The sequence below is a fragment of the Lederbergia wuyishanensis genome (assembly GCF_022900255.1).
GTDB lineage: Bacteria > Bacillota > Bacilli > Bacillales > Bacillaceae_C > Lederbergia > Lederbergia wuyishanensis.
Genome location: NZ_JALIRM010000005.1, coordinates 137,661 through 156,115, shown reverse-complemented (window position 1 = coordinate 156,115; position 18,455 = coordinate 137,661). Strand labels below are relative to the sequence as shown.

The 18,455-nt window shown below is 37.3% G+C and carries 24 protein-coding genes and 1 pseudogene; 10 read left to right on the top strand and 15 right to left on the bottom strand.

Annotated elements, in window-relative coordinates; translation table 11 throughout:
- Positions 1 to 269: 269 nt before the first annotated feature.
- Positions 270 to 533 (bottom strand): YwdI family protein, encoded by a 264-nt coding sequence (locus MT489_RS10310; RefSeq protein WP_244681462.1) that lies wholly within the window; start codon positions 531 to 533, stop codon positions 270 to 272.
- Positions 534 to 731: 198 nt separating this feature from the next.
- On the opposite strand from MT489_RS10310, the pseudogene MT489_RS10305 reads away from it, so the two are divergent.
- Positions 732 to 929, top strand: a pseudogene (locus tag MT489_RS10305) (spermidine synthase); the annotation flags it as partial.
- 53 nt (positions 930 to 982) lie between these two features.
- On the opposite strand, the gene MT489_RS10300 reads toward MT489_RS10305, so the two are convergent.
- Positions 983 to 1,660: a uracil-DNA glycosylase gene (locus tag MT489_RS10300; RefSeq protein ID WP_244681461.1), complete on the bottom strand. Its 678-nt coding sequence runs from the start codon at positions 1,658 to 1,660 to the stop codon at positions 983 to 985.
- A gap of 117 nt (positions 1,661 to 1,777) precedes the next feature.
- On the opposite strand from MT489_RS10300, the gene MT489_RS10295 reads away from it, so the two are divergent.
- On the top strand, positions 1,778 to 2,104 hold the full coding sequence (locus tag MT489_RS10295; RefSeq protein WP_244681460.1) for a YflT domain-containing protein: 327 nt from the start codon (positions 1,778 to 1,780) through the stop codon (positions 2,102 to 2,104).
- Between the two features lie 27 nt (positions 2,105 to 2,131).
- Here MT489_RS10295 and MT489_RS10290 read toward each other — a convergent pair whose 3' ends face one another.
- Genes MT489_RS10290 through mobA form a run of 5 tightly spaced genes read right to left on the bottom strand, consistent with a single transcriptional unit; the run spans position 2,132 to position 5,234 of the window.
- On the bottom strand, positions 2,132 to 2,929 hold the full coding sequence (locus tag MT489_RS10290; protein WP_244681459.1) for a YhfC family intramembrane metalloprotease: 798 nt from the start codon (positions 2,927 to 2,929) through the stop codon (positions 2,132 to 2,134).
- A gap of 11 nt (positions 2,930 to 2,940) precedes the next feature.
- The gene (locus tag MT489_RS10285) at positions 2,941 to 3,957 is read right to left on the bottom strand and encodes a ThiF family adenylyltransferase (protein ID WP_244681458.1); all 1,017 of its coding nucleotides are present in this window, start codon (positions 3,955 to 3,957) and stop codon (positions 2,941 to 2,943) included.
- A 5-nt stretch (positions 3,958 to 3,962) separates the two neighbouring features.
- A complete protein-coding gene (gene moaD / locus MT489_RS10280) occupies positions 3,963 to 4,196 on the bottom strand; it encodes a molybdopterin converting factor subunit 1 (RefSeq protein ID WP_244681457.1) in 234 nt (77 codons plus the stop codon).
- The gene (locus tag MT489_RS10275; protein WP_244681456.1) at positions 4,189 to 4,653 is read right to left on the bottom strand and encodes a molybdenum cofactor biosynthesis protein MoaE; all 465 of its coding nucleotides are present in this window, start codon (positions 4,651 to 4,653) and stop codon (positions 4,189 to 4,191) included. The genes moaD and MT489_RS10275 overlap by 8 nt, the downstream gene beginning before the upstream one ends.
- On the bottom strand, positions 4,650 to 5,234 hold the full coding sequence (mobA, locus tag MT489_RS10270) for a molybdenum cofactor guanylyltransferase (protein WP_244681455.1): 585 nt from the start codon (positions 5,232 to 5,234) through the stop codon (positions 4,650 to 4,652). Before mobA ends, MT489_RS10275 begins: the two co-directional genes overlap by 4 nt.
- Positions 5,235 to 5,309: 75 nt before the next feature.
- On the opposite strand from mobA, the gene MT489_RS10265 reads away from it, so the two are divergent.
- Positions 5,310 to 5,885 (top strand): YdcF family protein, encoded by a 576-nt coding sequence (locus MT489_RS10265; RefSeq protein WP_244681454.1) that lies wholly within the window; start codon positions 5,310 to 5,312, stop codon positions 5,883 to 5,885.
- Positions 5,886 to 5,925: 40 nt separating this feature from the next.
- Here the strand turns inward: MT489_RS10265 and MT489_RS10260 are convergent, their stop codons facing one another.
- On the bottom strand, positions 5,926 to 6,495 hold the full coding sequence (locus MT489_RS10260) for a Uma2 family endonuclease (RefSeq protein WP_244681453.1): 570 nt from the start codon (positions 6,493 to 6,495) through the stop codon (positions 5,926 to 5,928).
- 130 nt (positions 6,496 to 6,625) lie between these two features.
- Between MT489_RS10260 and MT489_RS10255 the strand changes: the two genes are divergently transcribed.
- The 4 genes from MT489_RS10255 (at position 6,626) to MT489_RS10240 (ending at position 9,779) form a co-directional block, all read left to right on the top strand.
- The gene (locus tag MT489_RS10255) at positions 6,626 to 7,603 is read left to right on the top strand and encodes an ABC transporter ATP-binding protein (RefSeq protein WP_244681452.1); all 978 of its coding nucleotides are present in this window, start codon (positions 6,626 to 6,628) and stop codon (positions 7,601 to 7,603) included.
- The gene (locus MT489_RS10250) at positions 7,600 to 8,403 is read left to right on the top strand and encodes an ABC transporter permease (protein ID WP_244681451.1); all 804 of its coding nucleotides are present in this window, start codon (positions 7,600 to 7,602) and stop codon (positions 8,401 to 8,403) included. The genes MT489_RS10255 and MT489_RS10250 overlap by 4 nt, the downstream gene beginning before the upstream one ends.
- Before the next feature lie 6 nt (positions 8,404 to 8,409).
- On the top strand, positions 8,410 to 9,192 hold the full coding sequence (locus MT489_RS10245) for an ABC transporter permease (protein WP_244681450.1): 783 nt from the start codon (positions 8,410 to 8,412) through the stop codon (positions 9,190 to 9,192).
- 197 nt (positions 9,193 to 9,389) lie between these two features.
- The gene (locus MT489_RS10240; RefSeq protein ID WP_244681449.1) at positions 9,390 to 9,779 is read left to right on the top strand and encodes a tautomerase family protein; all 390 of its coding nucleotides are present in this window, start codon (positions 9,390 to 9,392) and stop codon (positions 9,777 to 9,779) included.
- A 589-nt stretch (positions 9,780 to 10,368) separates the two neighbouring features.
- On the opposite strand, the gene MT489_RS10235 is transcribed toward MT489_RS10240, so the two are convergent.
- The 6 genes from MT489_RS10235 to rsgA form a co-directional block, all read right to left on the bottom strand.
- A complete protein-coding gene (locus tag MT489_RS10235; protein ID WP_244681448.1) occupies positions 10,369 to 11,040 on the bottom strand; it encodes a hypothetical protein in 672 nt (223 codons plus the stop codon).
- A gap of 20 nt (positions 11,041 to 11,060) precedes the next feature.
- A complete protein-coding gene (locus tag MT489_RS10230; RefSeq protein ID WP_244681447.1) occupies positions 11,061 to 11,264 on the bottom strand; it encodes a hypothetical protein in 204 nt (67 codons plus the stop codon).
- 23 nt (positions 11,265 to 11,287) lie between these two features.
- Positions 11,288 to 11,812, bottom strand: a complete 525-nt coding sequence (locus tag MT489_RS10225; protein ID WP_244681446.1) for a GrpB family protein — start codon at positions 11,810 to 11,812, stop codon at positions 11,288 to 11,290.
- Positions 11,813 to 11,954: 142 nt separating this feature from the next.
- Positions 11,955 to 12,719, bottom strand: a complete 765-nt coding sequence (locus tag MT489_RS10220; protein WP_244681445.1) for a class I SAM-dependent methyltransferase — start codon at positions 12,717 to 12,719, stop codon at positions 11,955 to 11,957.
- Positions 12,720 to 12,751: 32 nt separating this feature from the next.
- Positions 12,752 to 13,195, bottom strand: a complete 444-nt coding sequence (locus tag MT489_RS10215) for a GNAT family N-acetyltransferase (RefSeq protein ID WP_244681469.1) — start codon at positions 13,193 to 13,195, stop codon at positions 12,752 to 12,754.
- Between the two features lie 2 nt (positions 13,196 to 13,197).
- On the bottom strand, positions 13,198 to 14,253 hold the full coding sequence (gene rsgA / locus MT489_RS10210; protein WP_244681444.1) for a ribosome small subunit-dependent GTPase A: 1,056 nt from the start codon (positions 14,251 to 14,253) through the stop codon (positions 13,198 to 13,200).
- Between the two features lie 591 nt (positions 14,254 to 14,844).
- On the opposite strand from rsgA, the gene pdxK reads away from it, so the two are divergent.
- From pdxK to bshB2, 3 genes are all read left to right on the top strand, one after another.
- Positions 14,845 to 15,651: a pyridoxine/pyridoxal/pyridoxamine kinase gene (gene pdxK / locus MT489_RS10205; RefSeq protein WP_244681443.1), complete on the top strand. Its 807-nt coding sequence runs from the start codon at positions 14,845 to 14,847 to the stop codon at positions 15,649 to 15,651.
- A 110-nt stretch (positions 15,652 to 15,761) separates the two neighbouring features.
- Positions 15,762 to 16,109: a YojF family protein gene (locus tag MT489_RS10200; RefSeq protein WP_244681442.1), complete on the top strand. Its 348-nt coding sequence runs from the start codon at positions 15,762 to 15,764 to the stop codon at positions 16,107 to 16,109.
- Positions 16,110 to 16,133: 24 nt separating this feature from the next.
- Positions 16,134 to 16,817 carry a bacillithiol biosynthesis deacetylase BshB2 gene (gene bshB2, locus MT489_RS10195; RefSeq protein ID WP_244681441.1) on the top strand — a complete coding sequence of 228 codons (684 nt, stop codon included), beginning with the start codon at positions 16,134 to 16,136 and terminating at the stop codon, positions 16,815 to 16,817.
- 373 nt (positions 16,818 to 17,190) lie between these two features.
- On the opposite strand, the gene MT489_RS10190 is transcribed toward bshB2, so the two are convergent.
- On the bottom strand, positions 17,191 to 18,423 hold the full coding sequence (locus MT489_RS10190) for a hypothetical protein (RefSeq protein WP_244681440.1): 1,233 nt from the start codon (positions 18,421 to 18,423) through the stop codon (positions 17,191 to 17,193).
- Positions 18,424 to 18,455: the final 32 nt, after the last annotated feature.

Sequence of the window (18,455 nt, the reverse complement as noted above, 5' to 3'; positions counted from 1 at the left end):
AACTTCTTGTCCTCTTCCCTACGATAAGTCAACATCGGCTCGTTCCTCTCCGTGTTTCCTTTATCTCAGTCAGAGGCCCCGAAGTTTGTACCTCGATGGACAGGCGCTTACGCTTTTCTTTGTCTAGCTGCAGCGCCTATCGACTAGCAAACTTCTTGTCCTCTTCCCTACGATAAGTCAACATCGGCTCGTTCCTCTCCGTGTTTCCTTTATCTCAGTCAGAGGCCCCGAAGTTTGTACCTCGATGGACAGGCGCTTACGCTTTTCTTTTAAAAATCAAACAATGAATCTCCATTCGCTCCGTCATCCATCTTAACTGGTTCTTGGCTAGGAATAGAAATAGTTTGGACATTTTCAAGAACCGTGTTTTTTTGAGTTGTAAAATTGCCACTAACTTCTCCCTCTAACGCCAATTCAGCGAGGGCTTTAACTGCATATAGATGCCCTTTTAGCTCGTGCTCTCCATTTGCTCCCCTAGCTTTCCTTATCTCGATTTCCATTTTTTCCAGCAACGTTTTATATGAAATACTCATTCTGACAACTCCAGTCATTGCAATTACAATTGGTAGCCATTCGTTTCCTCGCTTAAGCATTTTTCCTTTGCTACAATTACAGCATAGGCATTTTTACGATAAAAATCAAAAAATAAATTCATGCGAAAGGCGTGATATTTCGTGGAATGGCTGCAAAAAGTAGATTCGAATTACTGGCTTATTAAAAAAGACTGAGGAAATTTAACTGTCAGCTATCGTCTTAAAGAAATCATTTTTTCGGTAAAGTCCGCCTTTCAGCATGTCATGATTGCTGTTTCCTATAATTTTGGGCGGATGTTAATTTTAGATGGAGTCGTACAATCGACAGCATTGGAAGGACATATTTATAATGAAATGATTTCTCATGTTCCTCTCTTTTTACATAAAAATCCTCAATAGGTATTAATATAAAAAAGCAACAAAGTTTAGAAAAGAGCCATCCGAAAAAATTATATATTAGGAATTTGCCAATCAATAGGCGTTTCATCTAATTCATGCAAAAACTCATTCGTTTTTGAAAAAGGATTGCTGCCAAAAAAGCCCTTTCTTGCCGCAAATGGACTAGGGTGTGGAGATTGAATGATCTTATGTTTATTCGTATTAATAAGCGCGATTTTTTCTTGTGCTGGACGTCCCCAAAGAATAAATACAACTGGCTTTTCCCGTTCATTAAGCAACGAAATCACTCTATCCGTAAAAATCTCCCATCCTTTCCCTCGATGAGAAAATGCCTGCCCAGCTCTGACAGTCAAAATCGTATTAAGCATGAGGACGCCTTGTTCTGCCCACTTAACTAAATAACCGTTATTTGGAACTTCACACCCAATATCATTTTTCAACTCTTTAAATATGTTTCTTAACGAAGGCGGTATTCGCATTTCTGGTTTAACGGAAAAACTAAGACCATGAGCTTGGCCAGGTCCATGGTAGGGATCTTGACCAAGAATAACAGCTTTCACATTTTCATATGGTGTGTAATGGAGAGCGTTAAATATATCTTTCTGATTTGGATAAATGGTAAACTTTGAGTACTCTTCGATTAAAAAAGCCCAAAGCTTTTCATAGTATGGCTTTTGAAACTCCGATTCTAGCAATTGAGCCCAATCATTTTTTAAAATGTTCTTCATGTAGTCCCTTCTTTCATCATTCGTTTCTGTACTCTTTACCCCAAAAATGTTTCATTTAAAATGTTTCCGGTTATATAAATAGTGTCCATATATTTACTAGAAAAGGAGATGTAATGCATGAATACCGTCAGAGTTTGCGAGAATGGTCTAGAAGCAAAAAATATCATAAATGAACTTACTGCCCAAGGATTTGAGCATGATGATATTTATTTATTTGCTCATGATGAAGAACGATCCAAGGATTTGACGGACGTTACAGATACCGGAGTAGTAGGAGTGGGAGAGCTTGGAGTTCTTGATTCGGTCAGCAATGTCTTCCGAAAAAGAGGAGACGAACTTCGCGCTAAATTTGAAGCAGTCGGATTAACTGAAGCAGAAGCAGAACAATACGAGAAAGTTCTCGACCAAGGACAAGTTGTCATCGTTGCAACAACTCAACACTAATATTCAATTAATGAGGGCTGCCATACTCTAACTGGCAGCCCTTATATCATCTTTGAATAATTTTCTGGATTTCACAACCCAGTAAATTGAACCTACCGCGATAATTGCTATTAACAACTCTACTAAATAAATGTTTTTAATGACACCTGCTTGGTAAAGAGCTGCAGGGAAATCAAAAAATGCATGTATGAGGATCGCTAAAAAAAGAAACATAATTTTACGACTACGGATTGAATATAATACGAGGATTGATAGACCGAGATGAATGGCGAGAGCACTTAAGCGTTCAATCCCTCCTAAAAGGATGATAAACGAAGAACCACTCGTCAATTGAGCCTTAATTGGAGCCATCGATTCTCTTGTTTGTTCATTGATTAACAATGAATCAAACGTTCCATTATTAATCATAAAAGCAAAAACAAGCATCACAATACTATTGACCCCAACTAATAGAATAGCCTCCATTCCGCCATGTCCAAGTCCAAACGCGAGTCCATCTTTCCACTCCCGGTATTTCTTTAAAGCTAATTTCATCATTATAAATCTGCCAGTTTCTTCAAAAATACCAGCCATTAGTCCTCCATATAGCATAAAAAGCCATGGATTTTCTAAAAATTGTTTCGTAGATGTATTCCATACGAGCAAATAGCTATGTAAAAGTCCTTCCAAAACCGAAGCGAATAGAAAAAACGTCGCCATCCCTATCAATAATACAATAAGCGATATTTTGTATCTTTTTTTGAAAAAAACAAGCAAAAATATAGGTGTACCTATTGCAATGATAAATGAAACAATCATTGAAACAATTGTTGCAGAACTTACCATACAAAACTCCCCTAACCTATTAAAGAATGATAGATTTTCCTCGCTTCGTCTGGATTTTTTGTACCATGGACGAGCGCGCGGCCATCTTTAAAAAAGACAACTCTTGTTCCTTCTTTTACGATTGAAAGCAAGAAAGGGTTTCCTCCAACTTCAAATCCCGCGGAACGCCACCTATCAGCAAGTTGTTCCAATAAAATAGGGACCCCATCAACCGGACGAATTTGTACAGTATCCCTACCACATAGAACCGCCACTTTCATATTTGAATCAGCTTGTAAAAATGGAAAAGTACAGTCTTCCCCACAAGTAAGACAATCTTTACTTTTGAGTGCATCTGCTTTTAAAGAAACATATTCATTTTCCCACAGGTCAAACGAAACAAAGGTTTTTCGCACCGCTTTCCTATTGCCGGATAAAATTTTTAAAGCTTCCGCACTTTGATGTGCTGTAACCATTTGAACTGTTGGAGCGATAATTCCAACGGTATCGCATGTTTGCCCCTGTAAAGGCAATTTTTTTAATAAACATTGTAAACATGGAGTCTCCCCTGGAATAATCGTAAAGGCCATTCCGAAGGTACCGACACAGGAACCGAAAATATACGGGATATCATACTTATGAGCAATATCGTTCATTAAAAATCGTGTTTCAAAATTATCCGTTCCATCGATGAGTAAGTCGACATCCTCTATTATTCTTTCAAGCAAAACTTCGTCTGCCTGGGCAACAATTGCTTCAATTTCAACATCACTATTTATTTGCTGCAATCTATTTTTCGCTGCTTCTGCTTTCGGCCATTTTTTAATGGCATCTTCTTCCGTAAACAAATGCTGCCTCTGTAGATTGCTCATTTCGACATAATCCCGATCAATAATTTGTAGCTTTCTTATACCAGCTCTAGCAAGTGTCTCCGAGGTATGCGTTCCAAGTGCGCCTACCCCAAGAATAATTGCATGCTTCTTCCCTATTTCTTTTTGTCCAGATTCTCCAATTTTTTTAAATAAAATTTGTCTCGAGTATCGATCCATTTTTATTAGCCCCCGCTTACTGGTGGGATTAGAGCGATTACATCTTCAGCGTTTATTATTGTTTCATCAGTAGCAAATTCTTCATTTATGGCAATCATTATTCCAGTCAAGCTACCTAAATCTGTTTCTGACTCTAGATAATCACGCAGTTCCTTTACAGTTTTTCCTGAAACATCCAAAGCTAAGGTATTACTCCCAGCCTGTTCTTTTAATTGGGCAAATAATAATATTTTATTCAATTAAATCGACCTCCTCTGGTATTCCATCCACATATTCCTTCGTTCCCCGCTGGTTTCCAATCCACTTCTCTCCGTCTTCCCAATGTTCCTTCTTCCAAATCGGAACAATTTCTTTAATCCGCTCAATAGCGTAACGATTTGCTTCATACGCTTCCGGGCGATGTGGTGAAGAGACAGCAATCGCAACAGCGATATCACTTATTTCTAAGCGTCCAATTCTATGCGAAATTGCTGCTTCTACTCCTGGCCAGCGTTCCTTCATTTCCACTACAATTTGCTCAAGTTTTTTTAAAGCCATTTCTTCGTATGCTTCGTATTCCAAATATAGCGTTTTTCTGCCATATGTAAGCTCCCGAACGGTTCCGATAAAAGTAGTAACAGCTCCGGCTTCCCTCCTTACCACTTTGGCGTATATTTCATCTATCTTAATAGTGTCCCTCGTAATTTCACAATTCAATCAGACTCGTTCCCTTCAATAATGTTTTTCGCTTCTAAATACTCTTCCCTTGTATTCATATTCCAAAAATCTAATGACTTTCCAATCTCAATATACTCAACATTTAAACGATCTAGCAAAGATTTCACTGCCCTTTTACCCTCTTTTAGAGTTGAAATCACATCATCTAATATCCGAGCTTGATAGACAGCAAATAATGGATGGATTTGTCCATCTGCAATAGGAACCGCCGCGTCAAGATTTTTTTCAATAAGTGTACGTTCAAGAAGCGTAGCTAACTCCCTAGATGCAAAAGGCATGTCACAGGCAACAACTAAACATGTGCCCTCCTTTACAGCAGTTAGCCCGGTTAATATCCCAACCAACGGACCTTGACCTTTATATGTCTCTGAATCTTCTAAGATTAGAACCGAATCATCTATTAGGGTAAACACTTCATTGGCGATAACAATGACCTTTTCCGAAACAGGAAGAAATTCCTCTATCAATCGATCGATTACTCGTTTTCCGCCTATTCTCACCAAAGCCTTATTTTCACCCATGCGACTTGATTTTCCCCCTGCTAAAATAATCGTGTTCACTTCTTCGCCCCCCTTTAAAAATAGATTTACTACTAGGAAGAAGTCCGATATTCTTTAATTATGAGGTGAGGTTAGTTGAAATTAAAACGTATATTAATATGGTTACTTCCTTTTGCCGTATTCGGTATAACGATGTGGATAAAAACAGGAAATTGGATAATCGCTGGCAAGTTGCCTATAGCAAATGGACAATATGAATATGCTATTATTCTAGGTGCAAAAGTAAATGGTGAGGTTCCATCACTTTCTTTGCGTTACAGACTTGAAGCAGCTCTAAATTATGCGAAAGAACATCCTCACGTAAAAATAATTTTATCTGGAGGACAGGGTCCTGATGAAGATATTTCTGAAGCAGAAGCAATGAAACGATATCTCATGGAAAATGGTATTGAGGAAAATCGTTTAATTCTGGAAACAGCATCGACTTCCACCTATGAAAATATTCTATTTTCCAAGAAACTCCTCCCCGCTTCAGTTAACGCTGTTACGATTATTACAAGCGACTATCATCTCGCTCGGGCTCGAGAAATTGGTCGGCAACTAGATTTGGAGTCAGATGCCGTCGCAGCAAAAACACCGAAAGTCGTTGAATGGAAATTAAAAACCCGCGAGCGTCTTGCACTTTTAAAAACATCAGTATTCGGAAAATAATTAAAAAATTGAGCGTTGGCATACAGTTAACACTCGATTTTTACTTTTCAGAAAAAAGCTCCTTTAATTCAATACAGAATTCTTCCAAAAAACTCGAATGAATCTGTCCTATTTCCGTTTTCATGTCATGTTGTTCATACATATCTTCATCATTAAGGGTGTACACTGTTATAGATTGCAGAATTGGATTAACAATCCAATATTCTTTCACACCATAAGTCATATATATATTTAATTTCGTAATTAAATCATGAGACTGATTGGAAGGGCTTAGAATCTCTATTATTAGACTTGGAACACCGACATATTTGGCATCCGTAAATCCTTCTTTGTCGCAAATTACACTAAGATCTGGTATGACAATTTTTGTTCCATCCATCTCGTCGTTTTTTAATTCTATATCAATTGGTGCCGAAAAAACTTCACAAGGCTTCCCTTCCAAAAAACGATCCAATTGAACTAAGAGCTTCCTAGATATTCGTTGATGTCTTATCGATGGTGATGGTGACATGTAGATAAATCCGTCAATATACTCCAAGAGTTCTTCCGTATTCTCTCGAATTTGTAAAAACTCATTTAACGTAACCTGATTTTTTTGATAAAGAGTCACAGTCATCATCCTTTCTTACTAACAAAATTATATCATATATTTTTCAAATTTTTAAAAAACGGATTGACAGCTTTATTATATAATGGTAACATCTTCCTTCCGATTATGTTTTTTAAAGGGAGGGACATGCTTGATTAGAATTGAAGGATTAAGTAAATCATTTAAGGTTGCTAAGCGCTCAACTGGACTTACTAATTCACTGAAAGCGCTTTTTTATCGTGAGCATAAAATTGTTCATGCGCTTAATAATATTTCTTTTTCAATTGAACCAGGAGAAATTGTCGGTTATATCGGACCGAACGGTGCAGGAAAATCTACGACGATTAAAGTGATGAGCGGCATTTTAGTACCTGATAGCGGAGAATGCAAGATTATGGGATACACTCCTTGGAAAGAAAGAGTTTCATATGTTAAAAATATCGGAGTTGTTTTCGGCCAGCGTTCCCAGCTTTGGTGGGATGTTCCTGTCATGGATTCTTTTGAACTTCTCCGTGATATATATAAAATCCCCCCGCAAGAATATAAATCAAATGTAGATTTATTAGTAGAAACGCTTGAACTAAAGGAGCTTATCAACACACCAGTACGACAGTTAAGTTTAGGTCAGCGAATGCGTTGCGAAATAGCAGCTTCTTTACTGCATAGTCCAAGCGTATTATTTTTGGATGAACCAACAATTGGACTAGATGCACTTTCGAAAATCGCTGTAAGAAATTTCATCAAAACGATTAACAAAGAAAAAGGCGTAACAGTCATATTGACCACCCATGATATGAATGATATCGAGGCACTTGCTGACCGGGTCATTTTAATTGGAAAAGGCAGTTTACTATATGACGGAAAGCTGAATGACCTACGGAAAAAGTTTGGCTCTACCAAAATGATGACGGTAGATTATCGAGAAACAACGCTGGATTTTGATATTAACGGGGTGACCGTACTCTCTCAAACTAGCGAGAGAGCAGTTTTAAGTGTGGATACAGAGAAAATTATGGTTTCGGAAGTCATTGCCACATTATCAAGTATGGTGGAAATCGTTGACCTTTCGATTGATTCACAGCCTATTGAAGAAATCATCGTCCAGCTGTATAAGGAGTACCAAATATGAGTGCCTATACCTCTGTCTTGAAGTTAAGGCTCATGAACGGGATGCAATATCGAACAGCGGCACTAGCTGGTGTAGCAACGCAGTTTTTTTGGGGATTTATGTACATTATGATCTTTGAGGCATTTTACGAACATGCTATACAAACTCCTCCAATGTCATTAAAAGAATTAATTACATACCTCTGGCTTCAGCAAGCGTTCCTTGCCTTCATCATGCTTTGGTTTCGAGATAATGAACTTTTCGATTTAATTACAACTGGCAATATCGCGTATGAGCTTTGTAGACCTTGCGGGATCTATGGATTTTGGTATGCCAAATTACTGGCGCAACGTCTGTCAAGTGCGATTCTTCGCAGCTTCCCTATCCTTATTGTTGCTTTTTTATTACCGCAACCATATAGGATGACATTACCGTCAAACTTCACTACCTTTCTTTTATTTTTAACATCTATCATTCTTGGTTTATTACTCCTAGTAGCCATCTCCATGTTCATTTACATCTCTGTCTTCATCACGATGTCACCAGTGGGTTCATTACTTATGTTTAGTGTGATAGGTGAGTTTTTTGCTGGACTGACAATTCCAATTCCTTTAATGCCTACTTGGATGCAAAATATCGCTTATATGCTGCCATTTCGTTATACTGCTGATTTTCCATTTCGAGTTTATTCAGGACATATCCCGCAGGACGAGGCGTTGATTGGCATTCTTTTTCAACTCGTATGGCTAGTCGTTCTTGTTTTACTCGGAAGATTTGCCTTTCAAAAAGCATTGCAAAGAGTCGTCGTTCAAGGAGGGTGAAGTAGGATGAGTTTATACTTTAAATATCTTCATATATTGTTCAAGTCACAAATGCAGTATCGAACATCGTTTTGGCTCTTATCATTCGGCCAATTTTTCATTCCGTTTTCCGTTTTTGCCGGATTATACTTTTTATTTGAACGCTTCGGACAAATAAAAGGATGGACATTTTTTGAAGTGGCCCTTTGCTTTGCCGTAATCCATATGGCATTTGCCATCAGTGAGTGTTTTGCACGGGGATTTGATTCGTTTTCTTCCCTTGTGAGGAATGGAAATTTTGATAGATTGCTCGTACGACCTAGAGGTACGATCATCCAAGTGATGGGATCCCAATTTGAATTTACGAGATTTGGACGGCTAATACAAAGTGTTATTGTCCTAGCTTGGGCATTAAGTAATCTATCGATTGAATGGAGTTTTGTAAAAGTATGTGTTCTTATTTTGATGATTGTGAGCGGAGTATTTATTTTTACCGGAATTTTTATGTTGGCGGCTACACTTTGTTTTTGGACGATTCAAGGACTTGAAGTCGTGAACATTTTTACAGACGGCGGCAGAGAAATGGCACAATACCCATTAAATATCTACCATAAATGGGTGACGAAATTTTTTACATTCGTTATTCCATTTGGATGCGTCAACTACTTGCCTTTATTGTACGTGTTAGGGAGAAGCGAAGGACAATCTATAATAAATATGCTGGCTCCTGTTGTAGGAATTGTGTTTATTCTCCCTTGTTTACTAGTTTGGCAGTTTGGGGTGAAGCATTATCGATCGACGGGTTCGTAAGTATATAGAAAGTGGTTCTATACGAAAATTAGTATTATTAAAATTTAAGTGGCGAAAAATCTTTTCCCTTTGTTCAGGATTAATAACCTTCTTCTTCTATTTTCAATCAAGGATTTATGCATAGTAGACCTTCCACTTTGATTTTAAAAACGATTAAACGTATTAGAAATGATTAATCATTTGGAGGAAAAATAAGCATGGGACAAATTAAAATTTATGGGGTTAAGGATAATCTAGATCCAATTAAGGAAACTTTATCGAGCATTATTCATTCTTGTATGGTTGATGCACTTGAATATCCTACAGATAAGAAATTCCATCGTTTTTTCCCCCTGGATAAAAGTGACTTTTATTTTGCAGATGGAAGAACTGAAGCATATACCATAATCGAGATTAGCATGTTTGAAGGTAGAACTGTTGAAGCAAAAAAGCAATTAATAAAGTTGTTATTTGAACGTATTAATACAGAATTAGAAATATCCCCTCAAGATGTCGAGATTACTATTTTTGAAACACCAAAACATAATTGGGGCATAAGAGGACTACCTGGTGATGAGTTGGTTTTGAATTATAATATAAATGTGTAAGCTTATGAGACCGGGCATAACTCTTTTCGACAAAGATAAAACCGAACAATAGGTTGATTAGTGTACATACCCGCTCCTGAAATATACTTCGCTTTCCGTGGGCGGCTGGTGAGCCTCCTCGCTCGTCCTGAGCTGCAGGGTCTCACCTATGCCTTCCTCCCACAGGAGTCTTCGTATATTTCCTCCGCTAAATTTGATCACTGTTCGTCTTTAGGTTTGATTGTTTTAGTTATGTCCAGCCTCTTTTCTCTTAAAAAAGGAAAGACTTTCAATTTACGATTATGTCAAAAAAATGAATACATGATGTGTTCTACCTCAAAGAATACCTTTCTCCACTGCTATCACTCATAAAAAGTCATCTAACATTTTATAAGAAGAAAGACAAAATAGTTATCAAAATATATTCTATTAAGACACTAGGACACTTCCGTCTTTTATTAATATTTTTTGCGCTGAAGCAAACTAAACGTCGATACATAAAACAAGCTCTAAACACTCTTTTTGTATTCCTAACAAGCAGTTTGACATCTCAAAGAAGACATCTGTTTCTTAAAGAAAACCAATATTATATTTTATTATTCACGCTAGGTTATGCGCCTTTTATCAAACTTCTAACTTTGTATAGAAGCCATGATTTAACAATCGATTCTTCAGAACGATGAATTGCCACCTTATTTAAAAAATAAAAATCGCTTGGTTCAATTTCCAATTTAGCAATTGGTGATACGGCTTTTTCACTTACCCACTCATTGAACTGAATAGCACCTTTACTTATCTTGGTAAAGGAGTCTTCTGCCAATATATAAATCATTCCAGTTGTCCAAGGCTTATTTAAGAGTGTTGGTTTAGTTATAGAATAAAAGTGAAAATACTTTTTGCCATTTGTTGAAATGGATCCGTTTCTTATATTTCCGACTATCTTTTCTTTATCCAAAATTGCATAGAAAACAGGCCATATTGGATCCTTAGTAGCAAAAATCGCTGTGGCTAATTCTCCGTTATATAAAGTTTGTTGGCGCGGTTCAAACTTATCTATTTCTTTATTATTGGATCCATGCAAAATAATTCGCTTATTTTTCGTTAAATAGTAAAGAAATTTAATTTTAGGGATAGCAAGGTTATATGTAATTAATTTATCCACTTTTTTACAAGAACTTTCGAATAAATGATTAAATGCGTTCTCTTCTTCTTTACTAATCAATATTTTAGGTAATGGATAAAACAAAATTCGAAAAAGAAAATTGATAACTACTGTTTTCAATCAAATTCCCCCGACCTCCACTATATTTTTCCTTCTTTTATCCATCGCTGAATTCTGTAGCTGCCGTAAATAGATGCTAGCAAGAGAATAATGCTTATTAACAACCATATGAATAACTGATTAATTTCAAGTAATCCGTCCTCATTTTTTACTATAAAAATAATCAAACCGATAAACATTAAGTAACACATAATATTGGGGATAATCCATATTAATATTTTCAAAAAAAGATTCCTCCTGAAAATGTTCAGAGTGATAGGTTTTTTTTCCTTTGAAACCAGATCAAAGCCCGCTCTTCCATTTCTTTCACGAATGCTCTTTTAGCTAGACTATACTCCCTTGTGTCATCAAATTTGCGCGCTAGCTCTTCCTTAAATTCACTATAACTTTCTGCTTCTTGTGGATGAGATCTCAGGTAATCACGAAAAATTAAATGACGTTTAATATGTGGATTATTTTGTTGATAAAAATGAATATGATGTGTCCTATTTTCCCCACCTTTTCGAAATAATCTTCTTCCTGGAATCCCCCATTCTCCTGCAACATCATATCCAAGAGAATCCATTTTAGCATTGAATGAATCTATCTTTTCAATGTCTTTCACGATACACATCATGTCGATTACTGGTTTAGCCTTTAGGCCTCTAACTGATGTACTCCCAAATTGCTCGAATTTTATTACTTCATCGCCAAATATTGTTTTTAAAAAGTGGGCTTCATCCTGAAACATTTGAGCCCAGTTTTCGTTAAAAACTGAGAGTCGTACTTTCATTGAGTTCACCTCGTTCGAATTCCGTTTACATTCTTTCTCATATAATTATTCCTCGCTTATTCGTATAGTCCTTCTTTCATAGCGAATTATTAATAATGCAAAAAACCGCTCGGATTATCCAAGCGGCCTCACATCTAACATCTTATATTTTTTGACAAACATACACCATTTGATAGCTATCATTTGTAATTGGTGTTTCATTCCAATCTTTATATACATGCAATATTTTAAATCCATGTACGGATAATAGTCGTTCCATTTCTTTTGGAAATACGTATCGCAAACTAATTTTTGTTCTATTTTCATTTACGATTTCATCATGAGTATTTTTATATTTCCTAATCGTTTCGTAGTGTTGAATCTGGTCTAGATTATCATAGCTGCTGATAGTATAAACATCCACTTTATCCCCAGTTTCACGGTCGATATATGTTCTCCAATACTCCTCTGAGCTTGGCTGTAATAATTCCTCCGTACTCGGAAACCTTGAGCCAAAAATAAAGATTCCCTCGTGTTCTAAATGTTTATGCACGGAAGATAATAATCCATCTTGCGATTCATTTGTAAGGAAATGTTGAAAAGAATTTCCAACCGTGAAAATCAAGCCACTTTTTACATTTAATTCAAACTCGGTACAGTCTTGTATAATCCATTTGATTGGCAGATTCTGTTTAGATGCCTTCTTTTCCGCTTCGTTTAACATACTAGGATGAATGTCTACTCCAATCAGTTGGTGTCCTTCCTTCGCCAACGGAATTGTAGCTCTCCCTGTTCCACAAGCCAAATCAATAATTGGTCCTTGCTTTTTTTCAGCCCATTTCAATAAAAATGAAATATCTTCATTATAAGATTCATTTTCTTTATCATATAAAATTGGATCATTATATTCTTCGGAATTCTTTAGCATTTATTTCCCCTGTCTCATTAAATCTTTCATTTTCAAATTAGCGACTTCACCAATGTATAATAACTGCTTCCTGGCGGATAGTCTTTAACTTCACCGACCACCTCGTATCCCTTTTTTTCGTAAAAAGATCGTGCTTGGAATTCATAAGTAGTTAATAGTGCCTTTTTTGCACCTTTATCTATTGCGATTCTTTCGGTTTCTTCAAGTAATAGTCCGCCTAATCCTTTACCTCTATATTTTTCATCAAACCAAAATTTGTTTATTTCAAGCCACTCCCAATAAACTTCAGCAGTTATACCACCGACCCATTTTTTATCCTCATCCATTACAATAATATTTATCGGTTGTTTTGAACCTTCTCTCCTTACTTTCCTATGATGAATGGAATGCTCATTATTAAAATCTCTAATCATTTTATTTAGAAAGGAGGAAATCTCAGCATTTTTTTCTAAAACAACTTCTATTATATATGGCATATTCACCTTTTTTTCCTCTGCCCAATCGTAATCTTTTTCCATTTATCTTTCTGAGCTTGAGCTAGTTGTTTATCTTCTTTTCTCTCTAAATATGCTAGTTCTCTTTGCAGCTTGAGATAGCTTTTATACCGTTCTTCGTCCAATTCACCTTGATCAATAGCTCTGCGAACTGCACATCCTGGTTCATTATGATGGCCACAATCTCTGAATTTACAAAGGGATGCCAAATTCTCGATATCGGAAAAGCCTTGACTAAGTCCTGTATCTGTTTCCCAAAGCTGCAATTCTCTCATTCCTGGGGTATCGATTAATATACCTCCATGCTCAAGGACAACAAGTTCACGGTGGGTTGTTGTATGGCGCCCCCTAGCGTCGTCCTCACGGATGCCGCCTGTTTTTAATGTTTCTTTCCCTGTAAATGTATTGACTAAAGTCGATTTGCCAACTCCGGATGATCCTAGAATCGCAACAGTTTTGCCTTCTTTTATATAAGGAGAAAGTGCCTCAAGTCCTATATTTTGCTCAGCACTTACAACATGAATCGGGACTCCAATTGCGACTGATTCCGTTTCGCTTACTTTCTCATCTATATCCTGACAAAGATCTGCTTTGCTTAAAATTATTACTGGATTAGCCCCACTTTCCCAAGCCATCAGCATATATCTTTCAATTCTTCGGACGTTAAAATCAGCATTGAGGGCAGCTACAATAAAAACAGTATCAACATTTGCTGCAACAATCTGTTCTTCCGTTGTAGCACCAGCTATATTTCGGGAAAATTTACTTTTTCTCGGTAAAACGTGGTGAATCGTTGCTCTACTCTCTTCCATTCTTATAGAAAGTACAACCCAATCCCCTACTGCTGGATAAGCTCCCCGACCGGCGGCATTATATTGAAATTTCCCAGACACCTCTGCTAATACTTCTCCACTTTCTGTTAATACTCTATACAAATGCTTATGTTCTAAGGCAACTCTTCCCACTGAGTAGCCATCTTGTTTAATTGATTCGAATTCATTTTCAAATTGTTCATTCCAACCTAAAGTTTTTAAATCCATTATTAAGATTCCTCCAATTTTTTGCATGTAGAAAAGCGTAAGCGCCTTGCTTATCGACGTACAGGCCCACAGGATGTGGGTCCGTCGACGTCGCCACAGGACGTGGCGGTTTTAGTCGACGTTCCTTTTTCGGCCTTCGACTGAGATAAAGGAAACACGATGAGCCTTTAGGCGAATCGATGTTGACTTATCGTAGGGAGAAGAACAAGAAGTTTGCTAGTTGATAGGCGCTGAAGCTAGACAAAAAAAATAACCGCAAGTCGCGGTTTCTGTTTTTTGTAAAATGGGCATACGTATCCCGTACAAAAATAAAACCATGAGCTTATATGTGCCCATGGAAAATGGATGAATCAATGGATTTTTAATAATTATCTTAAATTAACACCATGATCCACGGGCAGTATGAAGTTTTCTATGAATTTAATGATTACATTTGACATACTACATTCCTCCCTTGGAAAATCATGTGTAATTTAACATTTTTAGTTTACAATGGGACACCCTGTTTTGTAAAGGTTAAAAATCTTTTCATAACGGGAAATTTGGTATATTCTAAAAATAAACATCCAGTGAAACTAGGAGGAACGCTTAATGACTATGAAAAAGGTATTGACTCTTGCTGGTTCTGACTCCAGCGGCGGTGCAGGTATACAAGCGGATTTAAAAACATTTCAAGAACACGACGTCTACGGGATGACCGCATTAACGTCCATCGTAACAATGGATCCAGACAATAGCTGGAGCCACGGTGTTTTTCCAATCGATGTATCTATTGTTGAACAACAATTGAAAACAATTTTATCAGTTGGTATCGACGCTATGAAAACTGGAATGCTCGGATCTGTTGATATCATTGAACTCGGCGCCCGAAAAATTGATGAGCATAAATTGGATAAAGTCGTAATTGACCCTGTAATGGTATGTAAAGGTGAAGACGAAGTGCTACAACCCGAAAACACGGAAGCTTTACGCGAACTGCTCGTACCTCGTGCAACTGTTGTTACGCCAAACCTTTTCGAAGCTTGGCAGCTTGCTAAAACAGGCCCAATTAAAACAATCGATGATATGAAAGAAGCGGCTGGGAAAATTCACGAGCTAGGAGCAAAAAATGTCGTCATTAAAGGCGGTAAAGGTTTGAATCACGATAAAGCAGTGGATCTTTTCTATGACGGAAACGAATTTGTACTTCTTGAAAAAGAAAAATTGGGGACCACATACAATCACGGTGCAGGCTGTACGTTCGCAGCTGCCATTACTGCAAACTTGGCACATGGAAAATCTGTGAAGGACGCGGTTTCTGCCGCTAAGGAGTTTGTTACAGCAGCGATTGAACATGGTTGGAAGCTGAATCAATATGTTGGTCCAGTTATGCATGGAGCGTACAATAAAAAAGCTTAAATTATACGCCCGGGAAGAGAATCCATCTTTTCGGGTGTTTTTTTATAAGACAAAATGCAAATTTATTAGTAAAATAAATATATCGTTCCTTAAGGAAGGAGGCCAAGGAAATGGAAAAAATAAATTTATTGCAGGTGCAACAACATATAAACGATTTCGCTGGTGAAAGTGTTTACATACATTTGGAAACAACAAATGGTGCATACGCTGCACATAATAATGAATCATTCTTTTCAGCCGGAGCATATATTCGTAATGCACAAGTATGCTATGAGCATGGAAAAATTGTAGGAGACGGGCCATACCGAGTTGGATTAAAGCTTCCAATTGGATGGATATACGCCGAAGGCCTTACACATTTTGAGTTGGATGAATTAGGACGTTTGCTTCTTGCAGGTCACGGATATGATGGAAAATTAGCTGTGGCTCTAGAAATCAGCAAGACGCCATTCGAATAAGTTTTTTGAAAGGAGATTGTGCCAATGGAGAAAGAACGCCATGTACTAGTTGTGTTCCCTCACCCTGATGACGAGGCATTTGGGGTTTCTGGAACGATATCAAGTTATATAAAAAACGGCTCACCCGTTACATATGCTTGCTTAACTCTTGGAGAAATGGGTAGGAATCTCGGAAATCCCCCGTTTGCGACAAGAGAGTCATTACCGAAAATTCGAAAAGCAGAACTTGAAGCTGCTGCAAAATCAATGGGACTTACAGACTTACGTATGATGGGATACAGGGATAAAACACTTGAGTTCGAAAGTGATGAAAAGCTTGCAAATATGGTCTTTGAACTGATTGAGGAGCTTAATCCTTCGCTTGTTATCTCGTTTTATCCCGGATATTCAGTCCACCCTGACCATGAGGCGACGGGAAGAGCCGTCGTTCGTGCCGTGAGAAGACTTCCTAAAGAAAGCCGACCAAAATTACATTGCGTCGCTTTTTCAAAAAATACAGAAGCGGAAATTGGCCCAGCTGACATACATTATGATGTAAGCTCAGCTTGGGAACAAAAACTCGGAGCATTGAAAGCCCATATTTCCCAAACAGCTTGGATGCTAGCTGATATGGAAGAAAAAATCTCTGCTAATGACCCCGCATTATTGGCCCACTGGCATAAAGAACGCTTTTGGACGTACGATTGGGAAAAGGATAAAGTGTTGTAAACCTGGTTAGGAGTTCTAACCAGGTTTTTTATTATAATGATGGATTAATCGCGAATCATCCTGCTTAAGGCAAATAATAACAGAATAATAAACGTTTGGAACTTTCTATAACGCGTTTCAAGTCTATATTAGATGATTTCGTGCTTTTATTAGATGATTTCCCATTTCTATTAGATGATTTGAGACTTCTATTAGATGATTTCATAGTTCTATTAGACATTCGAGATTTCTATTAGGTGATTTCATAGTTCTCTTAGATGTTTAGACATCTCTATTAGACGTTTCCATAATCCTATATATGATAAGAGGTTCTAATTAGATGAAACAACATCTCTATTAGATAGTCACTTGTTTCCCAAACAACACTACTTTTTTAATCTCTCACCTTTTCTCCTGTCACCGCATTTACAAATTCATGGCAATCAATCCGCTTAGTTGGCCTTAAAACCTTCTTATTAAAATCGTATAAATAATATTGCTCGAAAAAGATATCTTTTTCTAATAGCTCCAACGCTTCATCTTTCGTAACTTTCACATCAAATGTAGGCAACTGGTTCATTTGACTTAACATCTCTCGTTTATCCAAAACATAAAGCAATTCATGTTCATTGGCATCATATAAGAATCTAAATTTATCTACAATTCGATCCGCGTCATTAACAGGAACGACATCCGCGTGTAAAAGGCCATTTAGCCGCTCGATGTTTTCCACCTGCCATTTTCCACTCTCATTCGGACGGTGTACTTTTAAATAATTCGAAATCACTTTTACGAACTCACTATTTTCATCCCCAGAAATAGGAAGACAATCTGAATGCGGAATATTTAATGACATTTCTTCTTCAGAAATCTTCTGCGATTCGTAAAACTGCTCCCACACTGTGCCGACTATTTTATCAGAGATGCGAATTTCCTCAGCTGAATCCTCTTTATTCCAAAAGAGGACAACAGACTTATGGACCGCATCTATAAACTCTTCGTCTACACCATATAAAAGCTGGTATCCATCTTCTTCCGGCACTCCAAAAAGAACGACTTGCTTCTCTATTATCTCATCCATATTTACGGTTGACTGATCTTCCTCATGCTTAACTTCAATTTCAGGATAAAGCGCATGAAAGAAACCAAACAACGAATAAAACACGATACATCCTCGCTCATTTACTTTAACTTCAATATGACCTCCAGGTGATACCTTTCTTCCGTTTATAATAGAAGAAAAGAAATATTCCGTGCAGTCACCATCTTTATCCTTCCTTCGCAGCCGAAAATCAGAATCATACTTTAATCCAATATTTAACTCAACCCACCCCACTACATCATCTAACTTAGGACTCTGAAGCAAAGGTGGATCTTCCCTTGAATCCTCACTCATGACAACAATAAAGCTTGTTAAAATTCCGTATGTAAAATTAACTTCGGCATAAATCGTTCCCGGCGGATTCGATTCATCTTCCATTTCAGCACCCGCGGGAAACCATTCCATTTCCATCTTATACTCCGTTGTTTTAATAGCGGAAGCATCTCTTTTAATCAATGCTTTTTTAAAATCGAAATGTTCCAATCCCCAATCTTTTTCGATTTCCGCAATCCATTTTTGAATCACTTAAAACACCCCTTATATAGAAATAAGGCCTC